This is a genomic window from Brevundimonas sp. PAMC22021 (assembly GCF_019443405.1).
Classification (GTDB): Bacteria; Pseudomonadota; Alphaproteobacteria; order Caulobacterales; family Caulobacteraceae; genus Brevundimonas.
Genome location: NZ_CP080376.1, coordinates 1,213,709 through 1,234,686, shown reverse-complemented (window position 1 = coordinate 1,234,686; position 20,978 = coordinate 1,213,709). Strand labels below are relative to the sequence as shown.

19 protein-coding genes, 3 tRNA genes and 1 other RNA gene are annotated in these 20,978 nt (G+C 68.7%); 10 read left to right on the top strand and 13 right to left on the bottom strand.

The genetic code is table 11. The features are described 5' to 3' along the window. Nucleotides 1-79: 79 nt before the first annotated feature. The 3 genes from ssrA to miaA form a co-directional block, all read right to left on the bottom strand. Nucleotides 80-445, bottom strand: a transfer-messenger RNA (tmRNA) gene (gene ssrA / locus KY493_RS06065). Then, complete coding sequence (locus tag KY493_RS06060; RefSeq protein WP_219898063.1) at nucleotides 445-1,812, bottom strand: M28 family metallopeptidase; 1,368 nt, start codon at nucleotides 1,810-1,812, stop codon at nucleotides 445-447. Before KY493_RS06060 ends, ssrA begins: the two co-directional genes overlap by 1 nt. Before the next feature lie 51 nt (nucleotides 1,813-1,863). Further along, nucleotides 1,864-2,736, bottom strand: coding sequence for a tRNA (adenosine(37)-N6)-dimethylallyltransferase MiaA (gene miaA, locus KY493_RS06055; protein ID WP_219898062.1), 873 nt, complete (start codon nucleotides 2,734-2,736; stop codon nucleotides 1,864-1,866). A 75-nt stretch (nucleotides 2,737-2,811) separates the two neighbouring features. Here miaA and KY493_RS06050 point away from each other — a divergent pair, with 75 nt between their 5' ends. After that, the gene (locus tag KY493_RS06050) at nucleotides 2,812-3,876 is read left to right on the top strand and encodes an Mrp/NBP35 family ATP-binding protein (protein ID WP_219898061.1); all 1,065 of its coding nucleotides are present in this window, start codon (nucleotides 2,812-2,814) and stop codon (nucleotides 3,874-3,876) included. Here KY493_RS06050 and KY493_RS06045 read toward each other — a convergent pair. The 4 genes from KY493_RS06045 to KY493_RS06030 all read right to left on the bottom strand — a co-directional run bounded on the left by KY493_RS06045 (nucleotide 3,873) and on the right by KY493_RS06030 (nucleotide 6,164). Further along, on the bottom strand, nucleotides 3,873-4,397 hold the full coding sequence (locus KY493_RS06045) for a dihydrofolate reductase (RefSeq protein WP_219898060.1): 525 nt from the start codon (nucleotides 4,395-4,397) through the stop codon (nucleotides 3,873-3,875). The genes KY493_RS06050 and KY493_RS06045 overlap by 4 nt on opposite strands. Beyond that, entirely contained in the window at nucleotides 4,394-4,702 is a 309-nt protein-coding gene (locus KY493_RS06040) for a phosphoribosyl-ATP pyrophosphohydrolase (RefSeq protein WP_255568067.1), read from the bottom strand. Before KY493_RS06040 ends, KY493_RS06045 begins: the two co-directional genes overlap by 4 nt. Next, nucleotides 4,702-5,553 (bottom strand): thymidylate synthase, encoded by an 852-nt coding sequence (locus KY493_RS06035; protein ID WP_219898059.1) that lies wholly within the window; start codon nucleotides 5,551-5,553, stop codon nucleotides 4,702-4,704. Before KY493_RS06035 ends, KY493_RS06040 begins: the two co-directional genes overlap by 1 nt. Nucleotides 5,554-5,615: 62 nt before the next feature. Further along, a complete protein-coding gene (locus KY493_RS06030; RefSeq protein ID WP_219898058.1) occupies nucleotides 5,616-6,164 on the bottom strand; it encodes a DUF924 family protein in 549 nt (182 codons plus the stop codon). Here KY493_RS06030 and ilvC point away from each other — a divergent pair. Next, on the top strand, nucleotides 6,163-7,182 hold the full coding sequence (gene ilvC, locus KY493_RS06025) for a ketol-acid reductoisomerase (protein ID WP_219898057.1): 1,020 nt from the start codon (nucleotides 6,163-6,165) through the stop codon (nucleotides 7,180-7,182). The genes KY493_RS06030 and ilvC overlap by 2 nt on opposite strands. Nucleotides 7,183-7,198: 16 nt before the next feature. Here ilvC and KY493_RS06020 read toward each other — a convergent pair. Continuing rightward, a tRNA-Gln gene (locus tag KY493_RS06020) sits at nucleotides 7,199-7,272 on the bottom strand. Between the two features lie 212 nt (nucleotides 7,273-7,484). Here KY493_RS06020 and KY493_RS06015 point away from each other — a divergent pair. The 3 genes from KY493_RS06015 to KY493_RS06005 all read left to right on the top strand — a co-directional run bounded on the left by KY493_RS06015 (nucleotide 7,485) and on the right by KY493_RS06005 (nucleotide 8,150). Continuing rightward, nucleotides 7,485-7,561 (top strand) — tRNA-Pro (locus tag KY493_RS06015). 133 nt (nucleotides 7,562-7,694) lie between these two features. Then, nucleotides 7,695-8,015 carry a hypothetical protein gene (locus tag KY493_RS06010; protein WP_255568066.1) on the top strand — a complete coding sequence of 107 codons (321 nt, stop codon included), beginning with the start codon at nucleotides 7,695-7,697 and terminating at the stop codon, nucleotides 8,013-8,015. 50 nt (nucleotides 8,016-8,065) lie between these two features. Then, nucleotides 8,066-8,150, top strand: a tRNA-Leu gene (locus KY493_RS06005). A 68-nt stretch (nucleotides 8,151-8,218) separates the two neighbouring features. On the opposite strand, the gene KY493_RS06000 is transcribed toward KY493_RS06005, so the two are convergent. Further along, the gene (locus KY493_RS06000) at nucleotides 8,219-9,877 is read right to left on the bottom strand and encodes an amino acid permease (RefSeq protein ID WP_219898055.1); all 1,659 of its coding nucleotides are present in this window, start codon (nucleotides 9,875-9,877) and stop codon (nucleotides 8,219-8,221) included. A gap of 153 nt (nucleotides 9,878-10,030) precedes the next feature. Between KY493_RS06000 and hrpB the strand changes: the two genes are divergently transcribed. After that, on the top strand, nucleotides 10,031-12,478 hold the full coding sequence (hrpB, locus tag KY493_RS05995) for an ATP-dependent helicase HrpB (RefSeq protein ID WP_219898054.1): 2,448 nt from the start codon (nucleotides 10,031-10,033) through the stop codon (nucleotides 12,476-12,478). A gap of 3 nt (nucleotides 12,479-12,481) precedes the next feature. Here the strand turns inward: hrpB and KY493_RS05990 are convergent, their stop codons facing one another. Genes KY493_RS05990 through KY493_RS05980 form a run of 3 tightly spaced genes read right to left on the bottom strand, consistent with a single transcriptional unit; the run spans nucleotide 12,482 to nucleotide 15,611 of the window. After that, nucleotides 12,482-13,288, bottom strand: coding sequence for an RNA methyltransferase (locus KY493_RS05990; protein ID WP_219898053.1), 807 nt, complete (start codon nucleotides 13,286-13,288; stop codon nucleotides 12,482-12,484). Continuing rightward, nucleotides 13,285-14,184 carry a class I SAM-dependent methyltransferase gene (locus tag KY493_RS05985; protein ID WP_219898052.1) on the bottom strand — a complete coding sequence of 300 codons (900 nt, stop codon included), beginning with the start codon at nucleotides 14,182-14,184 and terminating at the stop codon, nucleotides 13,285-13,287. Before KY493_RS05985 ends, KY493_RS05990 begins: the two co-directional genes overlap by 4 nt. 17 nt (nucleotides 14,185-14,201) lie before the next feature. Next, nucleotides 14,202-15,611 carry a glycosyltransferase family 2 protein gene (locus KY493_RS05980; protein WP_255568065.1) on the bottom strand — a complete coding sequence of 470 codons (1,410 nt, stop codon included), beginning with the start codon at nucleotides 15,609-15,611 and terminating at the stop codon, nucleotides 14,202-14,204. A gap of 106 nt (nucleotides 15,612-15,717) precedes the next feature. Here KY493_RS05980 and KY493_RS05975 point away from each other — a divergent pair, with 106 nt between their 5' ends. From KY493_RS05975 to KY493_RS05960, 4 genes are read left to right on the top strand one after another with little or no spacing between them, the layout of a single operon-like run. Further along, entirely contained in the window at nucleotides 15,718-16,350 is a 633-nt protein-coding gene (locus tag KY493_RS05975) for a TetR/AcrR family transcriptional regulator (protein WP_219898051.1), read from the top strand. Beyond that, entirely contained in the window at nucleotides 16,347-17,138 is a 792-nt protein-coding gene (locus KY493_RS05970) for an ABC transporter substrate-binding protein (RefSeq protein WP_219898050.1), read from the top strand. The genes KY493_RS05975 and KY493_RS05970 overlap by 4 nt, the downstream gene beginning before the upstream one ends. Continuing rightward, nucleotides 17,135-18,121: an iron ABC transporter permease gene (locus tag KY493_RS05965; protein ID WP_219898049.1), complete on the top strand. Its 987-nt coding sequence runs from the start codon at nucleotides 17,135-17,137 to the stop codon at nucleotides 18,119-18,121. The genes KY493_RS05970 and KY493_RS05965 overlap by 4 nt, the downstream gene beginning before the upstream one ends. Next, complete coding sequence (locus KY493_RS05960; protein ID WP_219898048.1) at nucleotides 18,118-18,873, top strand: ABC transporter ATP-binding protein; 756 nt, start codon at nucleotides 18,118-18,120, stop codon at nucleotides 18,871-18,873. Before KY493_RS05965 ends, KY493_RS05960 begins: the two co-directional genes overlap by 4 nt. Before the next feature lie 7 nt (nucleotides 18,874-18,880). Here the strand turns inward: KY493_RS05960 and KY493_RS05955 are convergent, their stop codons facing one another. Next, complete coding sequence (locus KY493_RS05955) at nucleotides 18,881-20,920, bottom strand: lytic transglycosylase domain-containing protein (RefSeq protein WP_255568064.1); 2,040 nt, start codon at nucleotides 20,918-20,920, stop codon at nucleotides 18,881-18,883. Nucleotides 20,921-20,978 lie beyond the last annotated feature (58 nt).

The following is a 20,978-nucleotide window of genomic DNA, read 5'->3' as shown; positions in this document are numbered from 1 at the left end:
CTGGCGAGGCGACCCATAGACGCGCGCGCGCCCAGGCGAAAGACGGCGTGGGACAGCAAGCCTGGATTTTTGCGGATGAAGTGGAGGGCTTCTGTTGCCAGGCGCCCTCCGAGCCCCGCCCAAGGATCTGAACCCCTAGGACTTAAGATTCGAAATCAACCGAACCGCATTACGCGGCGAGGCGGACTTCTCCAGCGAAGTTATCGTTCGCAGTTAGATAAAGGCCCGATACGGTGGGCCAGGACGAGCGAAAGCAATCTTCTTTACACGTCCGTCGATGCTAGTCGGCCCCATGCTCGCTCCGCCGATAACGCGGGGAAGGAATGGTGGAGCCGCCGGGAATCGCACCCGGGTCCGGTCCGCTTATTACAAGCGCGTTTATCGCCATAGTCCGGGCGAACCCGAACGCATCCAATATAGTCGCGTCCTGACAGATGCCAAGAGCTAGCGCCGGCGAGGCCGCCCTTCGGCTGTCCACTCCGGGCGAAAGTCGCTGTTGGCCAACCAGCGCAACGGTTCGACCAGCGACTGGATGGCCTGGGTCATGAAGGGCAGGTTCAGATTGGCGATGGTGTCGTCGGGCGTGTGATAGGTGGGCGTCACCGCCCAGCCGGAGATGGTGTGGGCGACGATGCCCTGCAGCGCCAACTGGTAGTTGTCGGACCGTTCAAAGAAGTTCTGCTCGGGGTAGAGGTCCGGCGCGACAAGGGCGCCGCGCGCCTTCATCTCCGCGCCGAAATTTGAGCGGTCGAAGCCCGTCATCATCATCACGCCGGCCGGCATCTTGGGGTCCTGCTGGCCGATCATCTCGATCTCGAGATTGGCGACGATGTCGTTCAGCGGCACGGGTGGATTGGCGGCGAAGTATTTGGAGCCCAGGAGGCCCAGTTCCTCGCTGCCGTAGCCGACGAACAGAATGCTGCGCTTCGGCTGGCCGGCCGCCGCCATGGCGCGCGCCAGCTCCAGCACCGCCGCCACGCCCGAGGCGTCGTCGTTGGCGCCGTACATGACCACGCCGTCGGGCCGCACGCCGATGTGGTCCAGGTGCGCGCTGATCAGGATCACGCCCGCGCCCGGATCGCTGCCTTGCAGAAAGCCCATGGCGTTGGTGGTCGGGCTTTCGGTGCGCGTCACTTCGCCAAGATCCAGTGTCGCCTGGGCGCCGGCCAAGGCGGCCAGCCGATCAAACATCTCGGCCGATACGATCGCGACCTCGGGGCTGCGCCGCGTTCCGGCGTCTTCGGTCAGGGACACAGGGGTGCGGGTCTTGCCGCCGGCTGCCGCGACGCGCTGCGTCAGGGTCTCGTTCTCGCGCAGCACCAGCGCCTGCACGCCCTTGGTCGCCGCCGCCCCGATCCAGGCGCCAGCCGAGGCCGCGCCCATGTCGGGAACCATGACGATCGCGGCCTGGGGCAGGGCGGCGGGGTCCGATGCCGCGACCTGCGCCAAGCCGGACGCTGGCTGGCCCGAGGACATCAGCAGCGTCAGGCCAGCGCCCTCCGCCACGGTGACGTCGCCCACCGTCAGGTCAGCCTGACCACTCGGCGTGATCCGCGTCACACCCGTGGTCTGGAAGAAGGACGTCATGCCCGGCGGCGGCGTGAGGCCGAAGCCTTCGAACTGCGAGGCGACATAGGCGGCGGCGATGGCTTCGTCTCGGGTCGCGCTGCCGCGCCCCTGCAGCGCCTCGCCGGCCAGGAAGGATTCGTGGGCGCTGACCCAGGCCTGCTTCACCTGCCAGGGCTCCTGCGCCTGCACGGCGGTGGAAGCCATCAGGAAGCCCGCCAGCAGCAGGCCGCGCGTCATCGCCATCGTCGTCTTCTCCCTACATCCCAGCGCTGACATGATTCGGCTGACGGCGCCTCAGGCTCCGGTGCGCGGCCAATCGGCCGTCTGATTGCGGAACCAGGTCAGTTGACGCTTGGCGTAGTTTCGGGTGGCCTGCTTCAGCGCCTCAACCGCCGCCTCTCGCGTAGTCTCGCCGGCGATCCAGGCCGCAAGTTCGCGCACGCCCACCGCCTTCATCGCCGGCAGCGCTGGGTCGAGACGACGTGCGAGCAAGGTCTCGACTTCTTCAGCCGCCCCACTGGCCAGCATGGCGTCCACTCGGGCGTCGCAAGCGGCGTAGAGCGCCGAGCGCTCAGGCTCGATGACCACGCCCGTCCAGGCGCCGTGCGCCAACAGCGGCCGGGTGTCCGCGCGCCAGTGGCTGAGCGCACGACCGCTGGCGCGCAGCACGCTCGCGGCGCGCACCAGCCGCTGACGATCACCGTGCTCGATCGCAAAGGCGGAAGTGACGTCGTCCTCTGCCAAGCGGGCGCGAAACGCGGCTTCGCCCAAAGTGTGGAATTCCCGATCGACCTCAGCGCGAACCTTGTCCGGCACCGGCGGCATCTCGGCCAGGCCTCGGGTCAGCGCCGAGAAGTACAGGCCGGTGCCGCCGACCAGCACCACCGGCCGGTCTCCAGCCTCCTTGATCGTTCCCAACGCTGCGCGGCTCCAGCGCCCCACCGACCAGGCCTCGGCGGCGTCCGCGACGCCATAGAGGGCGTGATCGGCTTCGGCCTCTTCCTGCGGCGATGGGCGCGCCGTCAGCACGCGCAGGTCGGCGTACAGCTGCTGGCTGTCGGCGTTGACGATCAGGGCGCCTCTCTCGCGCGCCATCCGCATGGCGAGGCGCGACTTGCCCGAGGCGGTGGGGCCGGCCAGCAGGGTGATGAGGGGCTGAGACGTCAAATGCGGGCTCGAACAGGAACGGCTCCGGCGATAGAACGCACGCCCACCCGCCCGCAAGCGTCTAAGGAAGTCGTCATGGTCGAACGATCCACCGTCCTGGCCGCGCTGGACCGCGTCATTGACCCTCGCTCCGGGCAGGGCCTGGCCACGGCCGGACTGGTGCAGGGATTGGTTGTGGCCGAGGATCGGGCCGGTTTCGCCCTGGAGGCGCCCGCAGGACAGACCGCCCTCTATGCGCCCGTGCGCGATGCGGCGGAGGCGGCCTTGCGGGCGATTGCGGGCGTATCGCGCGCTTCCGTGGTGCTGACGGCGGAGGCGGCGCCCGCGCCGCGCCGCACCGCCAGTCTGTCGCCCGCCGCCGTCGATCAGGGGCGCGCCAAGGCGCCCGTGCCGACGGATCGCCCCGCGCACGTGCGTCGCGTGCTCGCTGTCGCGTCCGGCAAGGGCGGGGTGGGTAAGTCGACGGTCGCGGTCAACCTGGCGGCGGCGCTTGCTGCGCGCGGGCTTTTGGTCGGCGTGCTGGACGCAGACGTGTATGGGCCGTCCCTGCCGACGATGCTGGGCCTGTCGGGCCAGCCGGCCTATGAGGACGGCGCCATCGTTCCGCACATCGCGCACGGGTTGAAGGCCATGTCGGTCGGCCTGCTGACCAAGGCCGACGACGCCATGATCTGGCGCGGTCCCATGGCCTCGCAGGCGATCACCCAGATGTTGAGCCAGACACGGTGGGGAACAGCCGAGACGCCATTGGACGTGCTGGTGGTCGACCTGCCGCCCGGCACCGGCGACGTGCAGCTGACGCTGATCCAAAAGACGCCGCTCGACGGTGCGGTGATCGTCACCACGCCGCAGGAGGTGGCTCTGGCCGACGCCCGGCGAGCCCACACCCTGTTCCAGCGGGTCGGCGTTCCCACCCTGGGCCTTATCGAGAATATGAGCGGGCCGGTGTTTGGCCAAGGCGGCGCCCAGGCCGAGGCCGATCGGCTGTCGATCCCATTCCTGGGCGATCTTCCGCTGGAGGTGGCGTTGCGGCAGGCGGGCGACGCCGGGCGCCCGCTAGCGATCGCCGATCCCGATGGCGAGATCGCACGGCGATTCGCGTCGGTCGCCGGCCGGATCGTCGAGGCGCTGGGCCTCTAGCGGCGGTCTAGCACGCGAAAGACCATGGCGTGATCGTCCTTGTCTCCGGCCGCGACCCGCTCGGACGAGGTCTCGCCCCAGGCCGATTCGTCAAAGACCGGGAACACCGCATCGCCGTCCGGTGTCGCCTCCACCTCGGTGATGTAGAGCCGATGCGCGCGCGGCAGCGCCGCCTCGAACAAGGCCGTACCGCCGATCACGCAGACCTCGTCCACGCCGTCATCAGCCGCCGTTTCGCGCGCGATCGCGAGCGCCTCGTCCAGCGTGGCGCAGACCAGTGCGCCCTTGGCCATGCCTTCCGTCTCGTAAGAGCCGCCCTTGGTCAGCACGATGTTCAAGCGGCCGGGCAGCGGCTTCAGCGGCAGGCTCTCCCACGTCCGGCGGCCCATGATGCACGGCTTGCCCATGGTGACCGCCTTGAATCGCTGCAGGTCCGAGCGAAGCCGCCAGGGCAGGTCGCCGTCGCGGCCGATGACGCCGTTGCGTCCGCGCGCAACCACCAGGACGATCTTGACGCTCATGCCTGCGGCTCCAGCCAGCTCAGCCACTTGCGCTGCATGGCCGCCTCCAGATCGACGCCTGAGCGGGCGCAGTAGATCAGCAGCATCCCCAGCACGTCCGCCGCCTCATCGCCCAAGGCTTCGGGATTGCCCTGGCCTCGCGCACGACCCGACAGGCGAAGGTGCTCGGCCGTCAGCTCCCCCAGCTCCTCCTGCAGCTTCAGCATCGCCCAGTCGCGGTCACGCTCGATGCCGTGCTCGGCCGCATAGATGTCGGAGATGCGCGACACGTCGGCGCTGAGCCGCTCAAGCGTCAGCGACGCCATCAGACCGCGACCGCCGCCTTGATGTGCGGATGGGGCTCGTAGCCGCTGAGCGTGAAGTCGCCGGCTTCAAACGCGAACAGGTCGGGCTTCGTCGCCAGCGTCATGGTCGGCAAGGGGCGAGGATCGCGGGCCAGCTGGAGCTCGGCCTGATCCAGATGGTTAAGGTACAGATGCGCGTCGCCGAAGGTGTGGACAAAATCGCCCGGCTCCAGCCCGACGACCTGGGCGACCATCAGGGTCAGAAGGGCGTAGGAGGCGATATTGAACGGCACGCCCAGGAAGACGTCGGCCGATCGCTGGTACAGCTGGCAGCTCAGCTTTCCGTCCGCCACGAAGAACTGGAACAGGCAGTGACAGGGCGGCAGGGCCATGTCCTCGACGTCGGCCGGGTTCCAGGCGCTGACGATGTGGCGACGGCTGTTGGGGTTGGTCTTCAGCCCGTCGATCAGGCGCGAAATCTGGTCGATCGACTGGCCGTTCGGGGCGGCCCACGACCGCCACTGCTTGCCATAGACCGGCCCCAAATCGCCGTTCTCGTCGGCCCATTCGTCCCAGATCGAGCAGCCGTTTTCCTTCAGCCAGCCGATGTTGGTGTCGCCGCGCAGGAACCACAGCAACTCCAGGATGATGGAGCGCAGGTGCAGCTTCTTGGTCGTCAGGAGCGGAAAACCCCTGGACAGGTCGAACCGCATCTGCCGGCCGAACACGCCCAGGGTTCCGGTGCCGGTGCGGTCGTCCCGCCGCGCGCCATTGTCCAGGATGTCGCGTAGCAGGTTGAGGTACTGCCATTCCGGATGATCCGCAGCAGCCTGCGGGCGGACATGATCGGCGATGCTGACGACGGCGCTCATGGCCGCAGGATGACAGCGATTCGCGCCGTGCGCCTCTGATGGATTCGCACGCTCCACAGCTATCAGCCGGTAAAGCCGTCCTGCGCGAGAAACGCCTGCTCCTCCGGCGTCGTCTCGCGACCGAGCGCCCGGTTGCGATGAGGGAAGCGGCCGAAGCGGGCGATGACGCCATGGTGATGCTCGGCCCAACGGTCGTCGGCCGGACGGTCCAGCGCCTGGGACAGCGCAAGCGCCCGATCCTGATCCGCCATCGCCTCTGAATGCTGAAGAGGCAGGTAGAAGAAGCGCCGCAGCGCCATTTCCGTCTGTTGATCGAAGCCGTCGGCCAGCGCTTGGTTCGCCAGGCTCAACGCCAGCGGATCGGTGGCGAAGGCGTGGCCGGTTCCGCGAAAGACGTTGCGGGGAAACTGGTCCAGCAGGATCATCAGGGCCAGCGCGCCCTCGGCCGATTGCATCCAGCCATCCAGTTCGCGTCTGGCGGCCGCAAAGTGCGCCGTCTCAAATCGCTCGCGGAACGCGGCGTCGAAGGCGTCGTCCTTGGCGAACCACTTGGCGGGTCCTGCCTCTTTCCAGAAGGCGACGACGTCAGAGGGCGCTATGTCTGTGCTCATGACCCAGACCCTACCCAATCCGCTTCCCGTCTTCCATGACCGTGACTGCGACCTGTCGATCATCCAGGGCAAGCGCGTGGCCGTGATCGGCTACGGCAGCCAAGGCCGCACCCATGCGCTGAATCTGCGCGATTCAGGCGTCGCCGACATCGTCGTGGGGCTGAGAGCGGGTTCGGCGACACGAGCCCAGGCGGAGGCGGACGGCTTTCGCGTGACGACGGCGGGGGAGGCGGCGGCGCAGGCGGATGTGGTCGCCGTCATGGTGTCGGACGAAGGCCATCGCGACCTCTGGCGCGACGAACTCGAGCCGGCGATCCGGCCCGGCGCGGCACTAGTCTTCGCCCATGGCCTGTCGGTACGGTTCGGGCTGGTCGAGCCGCGCCCCGACTTGGACGTCATCCTTGCGTCGCCCAAGGGCATCGGGCCGCGCATCCGGGACCTGTACGAACAGGGCGAGGGGGTCTTCTGCCTGTTCGGCGTGCACCAGGACGCCAGTGGTCGGGCGCATGCGCTCGGGCTGTCCTATGCGGCGGCGCTGGGTTGCGGGCGCAAGGGCATCCTTGAGACCACGATGAAGGACGAGTGCGAAAGCGATCTGTTCGGCGAGCAGGTGGTGCTGTGCGGCGGGACCGCCGAGCTGGTCGACGCCGCTTTTTCCAAGCTGGTGGACGCCGGCTATCCGCCGGAGGTCGCCTGGTTCGAGTGCTTCTACGAGCTGAAGCTGGTGGTCGATCTGATGCATGATCGCGGCATCGCCGGAGCGTTCGGACGCATCTCCAACACCGCCGAGTTCGGGGCCTATGGCACGGGGCCGCGCATCATCGGCGAACCCGCGCGCGCCGCCATGGACCAGGTGCTGGCCGAGGTGCGTTCCGGCGCCTTTGTCCAGCGGCTGATGCAGGACTACGACGCGGGATCGCCGGAACTGCTGGTCCGCAGGCGCGCCCTGGGTGAGCGCCGCATAGAGGCGGTCGGCGCGCACCTGGCCCTCGTGGCGCAAGCCGCCAACGACGCCTGATGTCAGAGAAGGAGGATGGCTGGGGAACTAGGACTCGAACCTAGAATGACGGTACCAAAAACCGGAGTGTTACCATTACACCATTCCCCAGCAGGTCCGGTGTTCCGCCAGCGCGTCAGCGCCGGGGAGCGGTCGAATACGCCAAGCTATCGGCGGATGCAACACCCTCTATGACGACATTTTTCGGGGTGGCGAAGACTATTTCACCGGCGGCGGAATAGGCGCTTGCGAGCGTTTGGCGGCGTCGCTATAAGCCGCCTCCTCGATACGGAAGCTGTCCTCGCGACGGTCCGATCCGATGTCGGAGTGTGGCTCAGTCTGGTAGAGCACCGCGTTCGGGACGCGGGGGTCGCAGGTTCGAATCCTGCCACTCCGACCATCTTCTCCCGATCTAAGTCATTGTTGCGCTTATCGACCTGGAACCCGGACGCAGGTTTGCGCGTCTATTGCTCCGCTGGAGGGCGGAGGGATCGATGAAGATTTGCGCGGCTGCCGCATGCGCGGCGATGCTGATGAGCGGGCTCGCGTCGCCCGCGCGGGCGGACATGTCCCATGCGTTCGGCAACACAGTGGTGTCGCACTATCCCGACGGCGGTTGGGTCAAGCACTTCTTCGAACCGGACGGACGCTATTCTGCGGTCTGGTCCGACGGCCGCAAGATCAACGCGCGCTGGCGCCAGGATGGTGAGCGCGTGTGCCTGAACGAGATCAGGCCGCGCATGATCATCGGCCGCTTCTGCACCGCCATGGTCACGGCCGGCGTCGGCTCGACCTGGCGATCGCGAGATCCCATCGGCCGCACCGTGCGCAACGTCCTGGTGGCCGGTCGCTGACCGCTTGCAGCGGGGCGGCGAACCGCCTATTGGCGGCGTCCTGCCTGCATGCGGATGTGGCGGAACTGGTAGACGCACTGGATTTAGGTTCCAGCGCCGCAAGGCGTGGAGGTTCGAGTCCTCTCATCCGCACCAATCCAGACAGAACATGAAAAAGGCCCCGGATCGCTCCGGGGCCTTTGTCTTTTCGGACGGATCGATCGTCAGTCCTTCTGATTGTCCACGCCGTGCGCCAGGGCGTCGACCGGCGAGTTCATGGTCGGGTCCTCGGAGATGTCGATGCCCTTGGCGAGCTTCGAGTTCCAGAAGCCATAGCCGGCGTAGATCAGGGCGCCGACCACCGCATAGACGCCCAGCAGGGTCAGAGGCAGGGGATTGTCCTCCAGCGCGTGCTGAATCATCGGCGCCAGGTTCTGATAGGCCAGGAACAGGCAGGCGCAGATGCCGAGCACGGCGGTGACGATGCCGCCCGGCACGCGGAACGGACGGGGCAGGTCGGGATGCTTGATCCGCAGATAGATCACGCTGAGGCACACGATCGAGAAGGCCGTGGCGGTGCCCAGCGACACCAGATCGCCCAGGATCGAGATCGGCAGGAAGGCCGCCGCGATGGCGATCAGCACGCCCAGCACGATGGTGCCGATCCACGGCGTGCGGAACTTCGGGTGCACTACCGAGAAGGCTCGCGGCAGCAGACCGTCGCGCGCCATGGTGTAGAAGATGCGCGTCTGGCCATAGCACAGCACCAGCATGACCGAGGACAGGCCAGTGATCGCGCCGATCTTGATCAGGAAACTGATCAGGTTCAGCTGTCCGCCTTCAGCGGTGGCCAGCGGCACATTGGCCCATTCCAGACCCATCCGGTCGATGGCGACGGCGATCGGGGCGGGGGAGGCCAGCTCCAGATAGGGCACCACGCCCGTCATCACGGCGGCCACCGCCATGTAGATGATGGTGCAGACGACCAAGGCGCCCAGGATGCCGACCGGCACGTCCTTGGACGGGTTCTTGGCCTCGGCCGCCGCCGTCGAGACCGCTTCAAAGCCGACATAGGCGAAGAAGATGATCGCAGCGCCGCGGAAGATGCCGCCAACCCCGAACTGGCCGGGCTGACCGGTCGCTTCAGGGATGAAGGGAACCCAGTTTTCCGGATTGATGTAGCCCACGCCCACGACGATGAAGGTCAGCAGGACGATGATCTTGATGACGACGATGGCGTTGTTGATGTTCGCCGATTCGCTGACGCCAAGCACCAGCAGGGCGCAAACCGCCGCGATGCCGACGGCCGCCACCAGGTTGAAGGTGCCGGTGAAGGGGAAGGCCGCGCCGCCGGCGCTCTGGACGAACTGGATCGCGGGGGTGGCCCAACGCTCACCCTCGCCGCCGGCATAGGCGATGGCGGGGAACAACTGATCCGACAGGCCGAAGTCATGCAGGATCGAAACCACATAGCCTGACCAGCCCACGGCAACCGTCGAGGCCGCGACGCCGTATTCGAGCACCAGGAGCCAGCCCATGATCCAGGCCGCGACTTCGCCCAGCGTGCCGTAGGCGTAGGTATAGGCCGAGCCCGACACCGGCATGGTCGACGCCAGTTCGGCGTAGCACAGGCCGGCCAGACCGCAGGCGATGCCTGCGACCACGAAGGACAGCATGATCGCCGGGCCGGCGTTGGCCGAGGCCACCTGCCCGGTCAGAACGAAAATGCCCGCGCCGATGATGGCGCCGATGCCCAGGCTCATCAGATTGATGGGGCCGAGCGTGCGCTTCAGTTCGCCCCGAGCGGCCTCGCGCTGAATCTGGCTGATGGATTTCTTGAGAAGAAGCCGGCTGCCGCCGGATCTAACGCCGTCTGCGGACATGAAGTCGCAATCCCCGAAATGGGCGTCCCTCCCCGGAACGCCTGACTGGCGGCGACGCTAGACACCGTTGAGGCGACGCGCAACGCGAATGACGCGCAGACGACACGGCCGAGACGCTTTCTTGATGCCTCCAAGCCACGCTATGGGCGGGCGATGTTGCCGATCCATGACGTTCTTGACCCGCTGAAGGCCGCGCTCGAGGCGGGGAACACGGCCGTGCTGGCGGCGCCGCCCGGCGCAGGCAAGACCACGGTCGTGCCGCTGGCGCTGCTGGACGCGGGTTGGCTGGGCGCCGGCAAAATTCTGGTGCTGGAGCCGCGGCGCATCGCCGCTCGAGCGGCTGCCGACCGGATGGCCGAGACCCTGGGCGAGCAGGCCGGCGCAACGGTCGGCTATCGTACCCGGCTTCAGAGCCGCATCAGCGCCGACACGCGGATCGAGGTGATCACCGAGGGCGTCTTCACCCGCATGATCCTGGACGATCCGGGCCTGGAGGGTGTCGGCGCCGTGCTGTTCGACGAATTTCACGAGCGAAGCCTGGACGCCGATCTGGGCCTCGCGCTGGCGCGAGAAACGCAGGGGCTGCTGCGACCGGACCTGCGGCTTCTGGTGATGTCGGCGACGCTGGATACGGCTGGGGTGTCGCGGCTGCTGACCGGTGCGGACGGACCCGCGCCGGTGATCGAGGCGCAGGGCCGGGTCCATCCGGTCGAGACCCGTTATCTCGGGCGAAACCCGGCCGAGCGATTCGAAGAGGCGGTGACGCAGGCCTGCCTGACCGCGCTGGGCGAAGAGACCGGCTCCATTCTGGTTTTCCTGCCTGGACAGGGCGAAATCCACCGAACGGCCCGCCTGCTGGGTGAGCGGCTGCGCCATCCCGCCGTTCAGGTGACGCCGCTCTACGGCGGGCTGGACCGCGCCGAGCAGGATCGCGCCATCGAGCCCGCGCCGCCCGGACGCCGCAAGGTGGTGCTGGCGACTTCGGTGGCGGAAACCAGCCTGACCATCGCAGGCGTGCGGGTGGTGATCGACGGCGGCCTGTCGCGCGTGCCGCGATTTGAACCCGCGAGCGGTCTGACGCGCCTGGCCACCGTGCGGGTCAGCCGATCCTCGGCCGAGCAGAGACGCGGGCGGGCAGGCCGGACCGAGCCCGGCGTCTGCTACCGGCTGTGGGACGAAGCGCAGACGAGGGGCCTGGTCCCGCACCAGCGGCCGGAGATCGTGGAGGCCGATCTGACGGGCTTTGCGCTGGACCTCGCCAGGTGGGGCGCGAGATCCACAGACGGCATGGCGTTCCTGGACGCCCCGCCCGCCGGCGCGTTGGCCGAGGCGCGCGCGGTCCTTAACCGGCTGGGCGCACTGGACGACGAGGGCTTGCTGACGCCGCACGGACATCGCCTGACCCGGATACCTTTGACTCCGCGCCTGGCCCACATGGCGGCGGCGGCGTCCGACGCGGGAGACGCCGTGCTGGGTGCAAGGATCGCCGCGATTCTGAGCGAACCGGGCCTGGGCGGTTCCGCGATCGATCTGGGTGAGCGGCTGGCGGGGTTGGAGCGGGACCGATCTCCGCGCGCCCGTGACGCCCAAAAGCTGGCGGATCGTTGGGCGCGCGCGGCCGGGGGCGGCAAGGACGGCGAGGTCGATCCCGCCGTCTTGCTGGCCCACGCCTTCCCCGAAAGGATCGCGCGATCCAAGGGACGTGCCGGGGAGTTCCTGCTGTCTAGCGGTCGCGGCGCCTCGGTCGACGCGGCCGAGCGGCTGGCGGCGGAGCCCTGGCTGGCGGTGGCGGATCTGGGCGGCGGAGACGTGCGCGACCGGGTGAGACTTGCCGCCGGCCTCGATGCAGAACGGATCGAACGCGACTTCCGTCACCTGATCGTCGCTGAGGATCGGCTGACGCGCGAACCGTCGGGCCGGGCGACCTTGCGGCGTATCCGGAGGCTGGGCTCCATCATCCTCGATGACAAGGTCATAGGCCCGCCGGCTCGCGCGACCTTGACCAAGGCGCTGCGGCAGGAGTTCGAAGCACGTGGGCCGGGCGCCTTGCGCTGGGGCGAGACCAGCACGGCCTTGCGCGCCCGGCTCGGCTTTCTTCACGCACTCTCGCCCGAATGGCCGGACGTGTCGGACGAAGGCCTGGTGAAGGCGCGCGAGACCTGGCTCTGGCCGTTGATCGAAGAGGCGCAAGGGCTGGACGCCATTTCGGACGCGAAGCTGACGGAAGGATTGCGGGCGCTCGTCCCTTGGGACCTGCAACGGCGGCTGGACGAGCTGGCGCCGGCGCGCCTGGCGACGCCGCTGGGATCGGCCGCCATCGACTATGCCGCAGAGGGCGGTCCGCGCGTGGAAATCCGGGTGCAGGAGTTGTTCGGGGTGACGCGCCATCCGACCGTAGCCGGCGGTCGAACGCCTCTGACGCTGGCGCTGCTGTCGCCGGCGCGGCGGCCGGTGCAGGTCACCCGAGACCTGCCGGGGTTTTGGGCCGGGTCGTGGGCGGCGGTGCGCGCCGAGATGCGCGGGCGTTATCCTCGCCATCCCTGGCCTGAAGATCCTGCCGCAGCGCCGCCCACGACGCGCGCCAAGCCGCGAGGGACCTGAGCCTTACGTCATCAAGGCGTCTGTGACCGCGTAGGTCATGACGCCCGTTGCCACCGCCAGGTTCAGGCTATCGGCCCGCCCGCGCATCGGGATCTTGACGTTGACGTCGCAGGCGGCAGCCAGCTGGTCGGTCAGGCCCGCCTGTTCGTTGCCCATCAGGATCAGCGCCGGCGCCTTTAGATCAACCGATCGGTAGTGGGCGCTGGCGTCCAGACGCGTGCCTACGATGCTGCCGCCCCAGCGTTCCCGCCACGCCAGGAAGGCGTCTGTCGTGGTGCGGGTGATCGAGACGGCGAACACCGATCCCATCGTCGCGCGCACGGCCTCGACCGAGAAGGGATCGACGCAGTCGCCGATCAGGATCACCCCGCCGCATCCGGCTGAATCCGCCGTGCGGATGATGGTGCCCAGATTGCCGGGATCGCGCACCTGCTCCAACGCGATCCAGCAGGGGGAGCGTGAAGCGTCTAGTTGGTCCAGCGGGATGTAGGTCTGCTGGAACACCGCCAGCACCGTCTGCGGGTTCTCGCGTCGGCTGATCTTTTCGAGAATGGGATGGGTGACCAGCACCACCTCGCCGCCGGCCTTCGTAGTCTCGGCGCGAGCACGATCCAGCAACGGGTGGGGCCGTGCGTCCTGACCCACCAGCAGCAATCGCGGCGCATGGCCCTGATCCAGCGCTTCTCCAATGAACTTCAACCCCTCGGCGAGAAAGGTCCCGGTCGCGTCGCGCTGCTTGCGCATGTGCAGGGCGCGCACGGCCTTGACCGTGTCGTTGGTCAGGGAGGTGATCAGGCGGTCGTCGCTCATCGTCCGCTCCACCGCGCGAAGAAGGAGAGGCCGATAGCGCGAGGGTCGGCCCCCTCTTCGGAGAGCGCCAGTTCACCCCAGTCGATCCACCCTTCGCGGTCAGGCATCGCGGACTTCATCAGGTGCGCCAGCGACAGGCCGGAAATCCTCGCCGCATAGGCGTTCAGCAGCAGGAAGTCGGCGTCTTCCCCCAACAGGGCGGCGCAGTCGGCGAGCAGCCCGGGAAGGTCCTCGAACAGCCGCCAGACCTCGCCCGTCGGTCCGCGCCCGTACTTGGGCGGGTCCAGCACGACGCCGTGGTACTTCGATCCGCGCTTCACCTCTCGCGCCACGTATTTGCGCGCATCCTCGACGATCCAGCGGATGGGCCGATCCGCCAGTCCGGACTGCTCCGCGTTCTCGCGGGCCCAGGCCACGGACTTCTTGGAGGCGTCGACGTGCGTCACCTCCGCTCCGGCCGCCGCGAGCGCCAGGGTCGCCACGCCGGTGTAGCCGAACAGGTTGAGGATGCGCGGCCGCTCGAGCCTTCTGACGCGCGCGTCCATCCATTCCCAATTAGCCGCCTGCTCTGGGAAAAAGGCCAGGTGCCGGAACGGGGTAAATCGGCCAGTGAAGCGCGCCTGCCTCCAGGACAGGGGAAAGGCCTCAGTCCTGGCGGCGCCAGGTCGGAAGCGCCAGCGCCCGGCCTCGTCCTCGTCCTCCGGATCGAACACCGCGTCCGCCTGTTCCCAGGCTGCAGGATCGCGCGGTGACCACAGGCACTGGGGTTCCGGTCGAACCACGGTGAAGCGGCCGTAGCGCTCCAGCTTCTTTCCATCACCGGAATCGAGCAGGGCGTAGTCTTCCCAGCCTCGGGTGACGAGCGTTTCGGGCGTGGGCGACAGGACGACGGGCATGGCCGCCCCATAGGCGTTCAGGCGGCCCGCCGTCCAGCGTCGGCGCCATTGATCGCTGAGGTGGGGCTTGCGCTCTCCTCGCCGCGATCTTCCCGCCGGTGGGGAGTCTTGTCCCAGACGAAGGGCTCGGAGATCAGCCGCCAGGCGGCGTGGCCGAACGCCAGGGTCAGCATGGACCAGTAGACCGGAGCGCTGACCATGTCCTTCACCCCGTACGTCAAACCTGCACGTCGCGCGCCGAGCGCGCAGGAGATCCAGGCGGATGCGACGCCGCCGAACAGCACGCTGAGCGCCACCACCGGCGTCGCCGGCGAGACGCCCGCCACCAGCGCGATAAGCACCGCCGACACGAGCCACCCAAGCGCCGTAGCATGAGCGGCGGCCGAGATCAGGGCCGCCCCCAACGTCATGGCGAGAGCGAGCACGCCTTTCGGCCCCAAGCCGTCGAACGAGCGGGTGTGGACGCCCAGCGTCTGCATATAGCCCTTCAGCCAGCGCGTGCGTTGCGGCAGCCAGATGTCCAACTCACCCGGAGGGGTCTCGTACGTCGGGCGTCGGATGATCCCCAGCCGCCAGCCCTCGCGCCAGAGCCGAAAGCCCAGATCGGCGTCTTCGGTGACGTTGTAGGCGTCCCAGCCGCCCAGCGGACGCAGCGCATCCATGCGGATGTGGTTGCTGGTGCCGCCCAGAGGGAAGGGCAGACCCAGCCGCGCCATGCCCGGCAGTGTCACCTCGAACAGCGATGCATATTCGAACGCGAACTGGCGGTCGAACATGGGCGCTCGCTCGCGGCCCATGTGCTGGCGTATGCGCAACGGCGCCTGAACGCAGCCGAGATCGGGATCGGCGACGAAGCGGGCCGCCGCTTCGCGCAGCTGCAGCGGATCGGGTTCGTCTTCGGCGTCGTAGATGGTGACGATGTCGCCGGTGGCGAACTGCAGCGCATGGTTCAGGGCGCGGGGCTTTGTACGCGGCGCTCCCGGCGGGACGATCAGGACGTTGAGCCAGGATGGCCGTTCCGCCGCTTCGGCGGCGTCGATGGTGGCCTGATCGTGAGCCTCCAGAACCAGAAAGCCCTGCAGCTGTTCTTCGGGGTAGTCGATCGCCGCCAGCCGGCTGGCTAACTGCTGAACGACGTCCGCTTCGTCGTGCAAGGCCGCAAGCACGGTGTAGCGCGGCCAGGAAAGCGGCTCGTGCGGCGTCGTCTCGACCTTGCCGCTCGCGAGCGCCAGCACGATGCGCCAGATCGCGCAGGCGACAAACAGCGCCTGACCCAGCCACATCAGCGCGAGCCAGGTCAGCCCCAGGTCAAGGCAGAAGCCGGCGACGAGCAGGCCCAGCAGAGAAGCGACCACGGCGCCCTGCATGCGGTTCAGACCCAGACGCTGCGCGCCCTCCGCCACCGTCGGCATTGCGCCCCCGTTCATTGCCAAGCTAACGGCTAGGCTGAAGCGGTTGATCGAGCAAGCCGGATTGCAGGCGACATGGCCTTGCCGCTATTGCACGGACTGATCTGATCCGGAGCCCGCCCGCTTGTCCGTCACCGTCCCTCCCGCAACGCGCTCGGCCCGAAAGCCGAAGGGGGAGGGGCATTCCCGCCGGGCCGAGATCCTGCAGGCGGCCGAGCGGATCTTCGTCGAGCACGGCTACGAGGGCGCGACGATCCGCAAGATCGCGGACGAGGTGGGGCTGTCCTCGACCGCCCTCTACATGCATTTCGCCGACAAGGGCGAAATCCTGCTCCAGATCTGCCGCGACGCCTTCGACATGCTGCTGGCGAGCGTGCGTGAACTGGCGGTGCTGGATGCGCCGCCCGAGGTTCGACTGCGGCGGATGATCGAGGCGTACATTGATTTTGGCTTCGCCCAGCCGAACGCCTACCGCCTGATCTACCTGACCCGGCCGCTGGAGGCCCGCGAGGGCGCCCAGAGCGCGGCGCAGGAGTTGGGGGGCGAGCTGTTCGCGGCGTTCGAGGCGGTCGTGCGCGAAACCGTCGAGGCCGGCCGAATGGCGGGCGATCCTTCGACGGTGGCCCAGGCGATCTGGGCGGCGGGGCATGGGATCGTGTCATTGATGATCACTAAACCCTACTTCCCGTGGGCCGAGCGTGAGCGGCTGGTCGGTACGTTACTGGACCCGCTGTTCGCCGGACTGCAGCGGCGGTGAAGGCGCGGGGGCTGGCGGCATTGGGCCTGCTGTCGCTCGTCCCGGCGACGTCTGTCGACGCGAGACCGCTGAGGGTTCTGTCGCTGGATCAGTGCGCCGATCAGTACGCGTTGGCCCTCGCGCCCGACGCCGAGCTTGCCCTGTCGCCACGCGCAGACGATCCCGATTCCCACCTGAAAAGTCTCGCGCAGGGCAGGCGGCAGGTTCGACCTACGCTGGAAGCCGCCACGACCTTTAAGCCTGACGTCGTCATCCGCTACTGGGGCGGAGACCCTCGATTGCTGACCGCGTTGGAGCGAGGCGGAGTCAAGGTGACGAGTCTGGACGACGCCATGGACTTTGACGGCGTGCGCACGAACATCCGCCGCGTGGCGCAGGCGCTGGAACGCCACGACGCGGGAGAGGCGCTGGTGCGCGACATGGACGCAAAGCTGCGGCGGGCGAACACTCGGCCCGCCGCATCGGCGCTGTATCTGACCGCCGGCGGCTTCACGGCTGGAAGCGGCACGCTGATCGATGCGGTGTTCAAGGCGGCGGGGCTCCGCAATCTGGCGCCGGCGCCAGGATATCAGCCGTTCAGCGTCGAGCGGGTGGTGCTGGAGCCGCCGCTGCGCTTCGTTTTGGCCTTCTTCGACCAGGCGCGAGCCGACTGGCGCGGCGCCGGTCGCCATCCATCGGTTCGGCGCGCCGCTCAGTCTCGGACCGTCGCCAGCCTGCCGGCATCGCTGCTGACGTGTCCCGCCTGGTTCGCGGCCGATGCGGTCGAGCGGTTGGGCAAGGGCGGATGAGGCGTCATCGCCTGTCGTGGGGCCTCGCCCTCGGCTGCCTCATCGCGCTCGGCATGGCGGTGGCCTTCGGCGAGAGCGCCTTCGACCTGACCCAATATGCGGCCGCGATCGCTCAACCCGGCTCGCCCGAAGGAGAAGTGCTGTGGCAGGTGCGCGCGCCTCGAGCGGTCTGCGCCCTGCTGGTCGGCGCGGCGCTGGGCTTGTCCGGCGCGGTGATGCAGGGCCTGTTGCGCAACCCCTTGGCCGATCCCGGCGTGTTGGGCGTCTCGGCGACAGCGGCGCTGGCGGCGGCCTGCGCCATCGTCGCGGGCGGCGCAGCCTGGGCCGGCGTCGTCGAGGGCTCGGCCCTGATCGGCGCGCTGGCGGCGGGTGCGGCTCTGGCGGTCGCCGCCGCCCATCTCCGGTCGCCTGAGGCGCTGATCCTGTTCGGCGTGGCCCTGTCGAGCTTTGCCGGCGCCCTGACCGCGTTGATCTTCAACCTTTCCCCGTCACCCATCGCGACGGCCGAGGTGATGAGCTGGCTGCTGGGCTCGGTGCAGAACCGCAGCTGGATCGACGTGGCCTGGGTCGGCCCGGCGGTTCTGGTCGCAGCGGTGCTGGCCGCGCGTACGTCGCCAGGCTTGAGGATGCTGTCGCTGGGCGAAGAGGCGGCGGCGGTGTCGGGTTTGTCCATGCGGCGCTTCAAGGTGCTGGCGCTGCTCGCCACCGCGCTGGCGACAGGCGCGGCGGTCGCGGTGGCGGGCGTGATCGGCTTCGTGGGGCTGGCCGCGCCGCATCTGGTCAGAAGCGCCGTGCGTGGTGATCCTGGCCGTATTCTTGCGCCTTCCGCCTTGACGGGCGGGCTGATGCTGGTCGTCGCCGACCTCCTGGCGCGGATGATCCCGACGGACCAGGAGCTGAAGCTCGGCGTGTTCACCTCCCTGATCGGCGCGCCGCTGTTCGCGCTGGTGGCCTGGCGGGCGGCGAGGGAGTGGCGGCTGTGAGCGCCATCGAACTCAGCGGCGTGTCGACGCGCATCGGCCGAGTGAGGGTGCTGGAGACGGTCAGCCTGTCGGCGGCGCCCGGAGAGGTCGTCGCCCTGTGCGGTCCGAATGGAGCGGGCAAGTCGAGCGTCATTCGCGCGGCGCTTGGGTTGCTTGTCATCGAGTCAGGCGAGGTGCGCCTTGGCGGCGCGCCATTGCGCTCTCTGTCGACGCGCCAGCGGGCGGAGCGCGCGGCCTACCTCCCGCAGGACGGCCGCATAGGCTGGAACATGCCGGCGGTGGAGGTGGCCGCCTTGGGCGCGCCGTTTCTTGGCACGGAGGCCGCATTGGATCGTGCGCGGCGAGCGCTGGATCGACTGGGCATTGGTCATCTGGCGGATCGCGGGGTCGCCGACATGTCCGGCGGAGAGCGGGCGAGAGTGCTGCTGGCGCGCGCGCTGACCACGGGCGCCGATGCGCTGCTGGCCGATGAACCCGTGGCGAGCCTCGATCCCGATGCTCAGCTGCTGGTCGCCGAGGTGCTGCGCGAGCGGGCGAATCAGGGCGCGGCCGTGCTGGCCAGCCTGCACGATCTCGGCCTCGCCGCCCGCGTCGCGGACCGCGTGGTGGTGGTAAACGGCGGCCGGATTGTCGCGGACGGTCCGCCGATGCAGGCGCTGAGACCCGAGATCCTGCGCGAGGTGTTCGGCCTGGAGGCCGAATGGATCGGGGCGGGCGGCGCGCCGCTGTTGGCGACGCGACGCGCCGTCTAGCCGGGGCTCACTGGTAAGCGCGTGGTCCGCTCGCGCCGCGCGCCAGGTCCGCCGAGGGCGTCAGCGGGGCCGAGCCGCCGTTCAGACGCGCGCGATAGACCTGAAGGTTCTCCATCACCCGCATCATGTAGTTGCGCGTCTCGGTGAACGGCGCGCACTCGATGAAGTCGACGGGATCGACCTGGGCGCCGCGAGGATCGCCGCACCGTACGATCCACTGCGGCGGCCGCGCTGGGCCGGCGTTGTAGCCCACGGTGGTCAGCAGCATCGAGCCCGAGAACTGGTTCATCAGTTCGCCCAGGTGATAGCTGCCCAGCGTCATGTTGTAGTCCGGATCCCACAGCTGCTCGGCCGAGAAGCTCATCCCGAGGCGCCGCGCCACGCCCGAGGCGGTGGAGGGCAGGAATTGCATCATGCCGCGCGCATCGGCGGACGAACGGGCGCGCGGGTCAAAGCTCGATTCCTGACGCGTGATGGCCTGGGTGAACTCCAGCGGCGCCGCGCCTGCGACCTGGGGCGGCACGCGCACCGGATACATGCGCTCGGGCATGACGATGCCGCGCTGGCTGGCCGCGCGCCCGACCATCATGGAGGTGAATTGCTCGCCGTAGCCGCGCGTCAGGTCCATCAACAGCGCGAGATCGCCGGCGTTCGGCAGGTCGTCGTCAAGCTGATAGGCGAAGACGCGCAGCAGGCTGGTCTCGCCGGTCTCGCCCAGGATGCGGGCGGCGCGCACCACCTCGTTCGCCTCGAAGCGCGCGACCTCTTCCGGCGACGGATCGGGATCGCCGGGCAGGGTCAGGGTCGAGACGCCCGCCTTTTCCGCCGCCAGCTGGCCGTAGAAGGTCTGCCAGTGCTGGGCGCCGGCCTGGTAGAACTGCATGGCGCGGGATTGATCACGCTGCGCCTCGGCCGCTCGACCCAGCCAGTAGAGGGCGCGACCTTGCGTGATCGGCGTGGACGAGGCGCTGCGCAGCGTCTCGAAGTGACGCGCCGCCGTCGCCGGATCATTCAGCTTGGTCAGGGCGACCCAGCCGGCGAAGAACTCGGCGTCCACCATCCGATCGCCCGAGGTGAAGCCGTGGCCGTTCATGGAGTCATAGGCCGCTCGCCAGTTTCCGGCCTGCAGCGCGTCGAGGAAGTAGTTGCGCCGCTCGCTCCACAACGTCGACTGACCCTCGGCGTGGCTCGGTGCGGAGGGGAGGGCGGCCAGCAGAGGAAAGCCCTCGGACTGGCGGTTCTGCGAGCGCAGGATACGCACACGCTCCAGCGCCACGGTCGGGTCGGCAGCCTGGGCGGGCGTCAGGGTGGCGACAACGGCGTCGGGGCTGTAGGCCGTGCGCAGGTTCATTACCGCATTGGCGACGGCGGCGCGCTCGGGCGAGACCAGCGGGATCATGGCGCGCGTCGCGGGGCCGTGCGGACCGCTCAGCAACATGTTCAACCGCGCTTCGTGATCCGCCTGCGTCAGCCAACCGCCCCAGCGGCCCTGGACCCGCATCTGCTGCGCCTCTTCGAAGGACCGAGTGCGCCACCAGGTGCGGATCAGGGCCTGCGCCTCCGCCGGCCGATTACGCTGCTCGAGGGCGGAGGCGAGGGCGATCGCGCCCTGCACCGTCTCAGGCTGGCCGCCGTCGAAGAAGGCCAGGGTCTCGTCGGCGCCGGCGCCGGCGAGGTCGAGCGCGCGTTCGCCCGCCGCCTGGCGCGAGTCGCCGCGCGGCCACGCGGCCATGTCCCGCTTGGCTCGGACCAGATCGACGTAGGACAGCTGCTGCGCCGAGGTGTCGATCAGCGCCCATTCCACCAGCTTGCGGGCCGTGGGATCGCCGATCTGCTGCATGGTCGAGCGCGTACCCGCCACGTCGCGCGACCGAGCCGATGCGAGGCCCTGGCGGAACAGCGCCGTGTCCTGATCGTTCAGCACCCGGCCCTGATAGGTCGCGCCGGGCGCCTGGGTGCTGTAGGCCACAGGCCCGCCCGACGGCAGAACGTCCTGGGGCGTGGGCGCAAGGATGGCCAGGGCGGCCGCAAGGCTGGTCGCGATCATGAAGTGTCCTGTTCCCATTCATCCCGGTTGCGGCGGGGCCGCCGGCAACCTACCCTCC

Bases quoted from the DNA above. Each gene is read 5' to 3' on its own strand.
- KY493_RS06060 (WP_219898063.1), bottom strand. From the start codon at position 1,812: ATGGCGATGACGCGCGGCCTGCTGCTGGCGGGCTTCCTGATGGCTTCC.
- hrpB (WP_219898054.1), top strand. From the start codon at position 10,031: ATGTTGCCGATCCATGACGTTCTTGACCCGCTGAAGGCCGCGCTCGAG.
- KY493_RS05985 (WP_219898052.1), bottom strand. From the start codon at position 14,184: ATGCCCGTCGTCCTGTCGCCCACGCCCGAAACGCTCGTCACCCGAGGC.
- KY493_RS06000 (WP_219898055.1), bottom strand. From the start codon at position 9,877: ATGTCCGCAGACGGCGTTAGATCCGGCGGCAGCCGGCTTCTTCTCAAG.
- KY493_RS06040 (WP_255568067.1), bottom strand. From the start codon at position 4,702: ATGGCGTCGCTGACGCTTGAGCGGCTCAGCGCCGACGTGTCGCGCATC.
- KY493_RS05990 (WP_219898053.1), bottom strand. From the start codon at position 13,288: ATGAGCGACGACCGCCTGATCACCTCCCTGACCAACGACACGGTCAAG.
- KY493_RS05955 (WP_255568064.1), bottom strand. From the start codon at position 20,920: ATGATCGCGACCAGCCTTGCGGCCGCCCTGGCCATCCTTGCGCCCACG.
- KY493_RS06035 (WP_219898059.1), bottom strand. From the start codon at position 5,553: ATGAGCGCCGTCGTCAGCATCGCCGATCATGTCCGCCCGCAGGCTGCT.
- KY493_RS06050 (WP_219898061.1), top strand. From the start codon at position 2,812: ATGGTCGAACGATCCACCGTCCTGGCCGCGCTGGACCGCGTCATTGAC.
- ilvC (WP_219898057.1), top strand. From the start codon at position 6,163: ATGACCCAGACCCTACCCAATCCGCTTCCCGTCTTCCATGACCGTGAC.
- KY493_RS06045 (WP_219898060.1), bottom strand. From the start codon at position 4,397: ATGAGCGTCAAGATCGTCCTGGTGGTTGCGCGCGGACGCAACGGCGTC.
- KY493_RS05980 (WP_255568065.1), bottom strand. From the start codon at position 15,611: ATGAACGGGGGCGCAATGCCGACGGTGGCGGAGGGCGCGCAGCGTCTG.
- KY493_RS06030 (WP_219898058.1), bottom strand. From the start codon at position 6,164: ATGAGCACAGACATAGCGCCCTCTGACGTCGTCGCCTTCTGGAAAGAG.
- KY493_RS05965 (WP_219898049.1), top strand. From the start codon at position 17,135: ATGAGGCGTCATCGCCTGTCGTGGGGCCTCGCCCTCGGCTGCCTCATC.
- KY493_RS06010 (WP_255568066.1), top strand. From the start codon at position 7,695: ATGAGCGGGCTCGCGTCGCCCGCGCGGGCGGACATGTCCCATGCGTTC.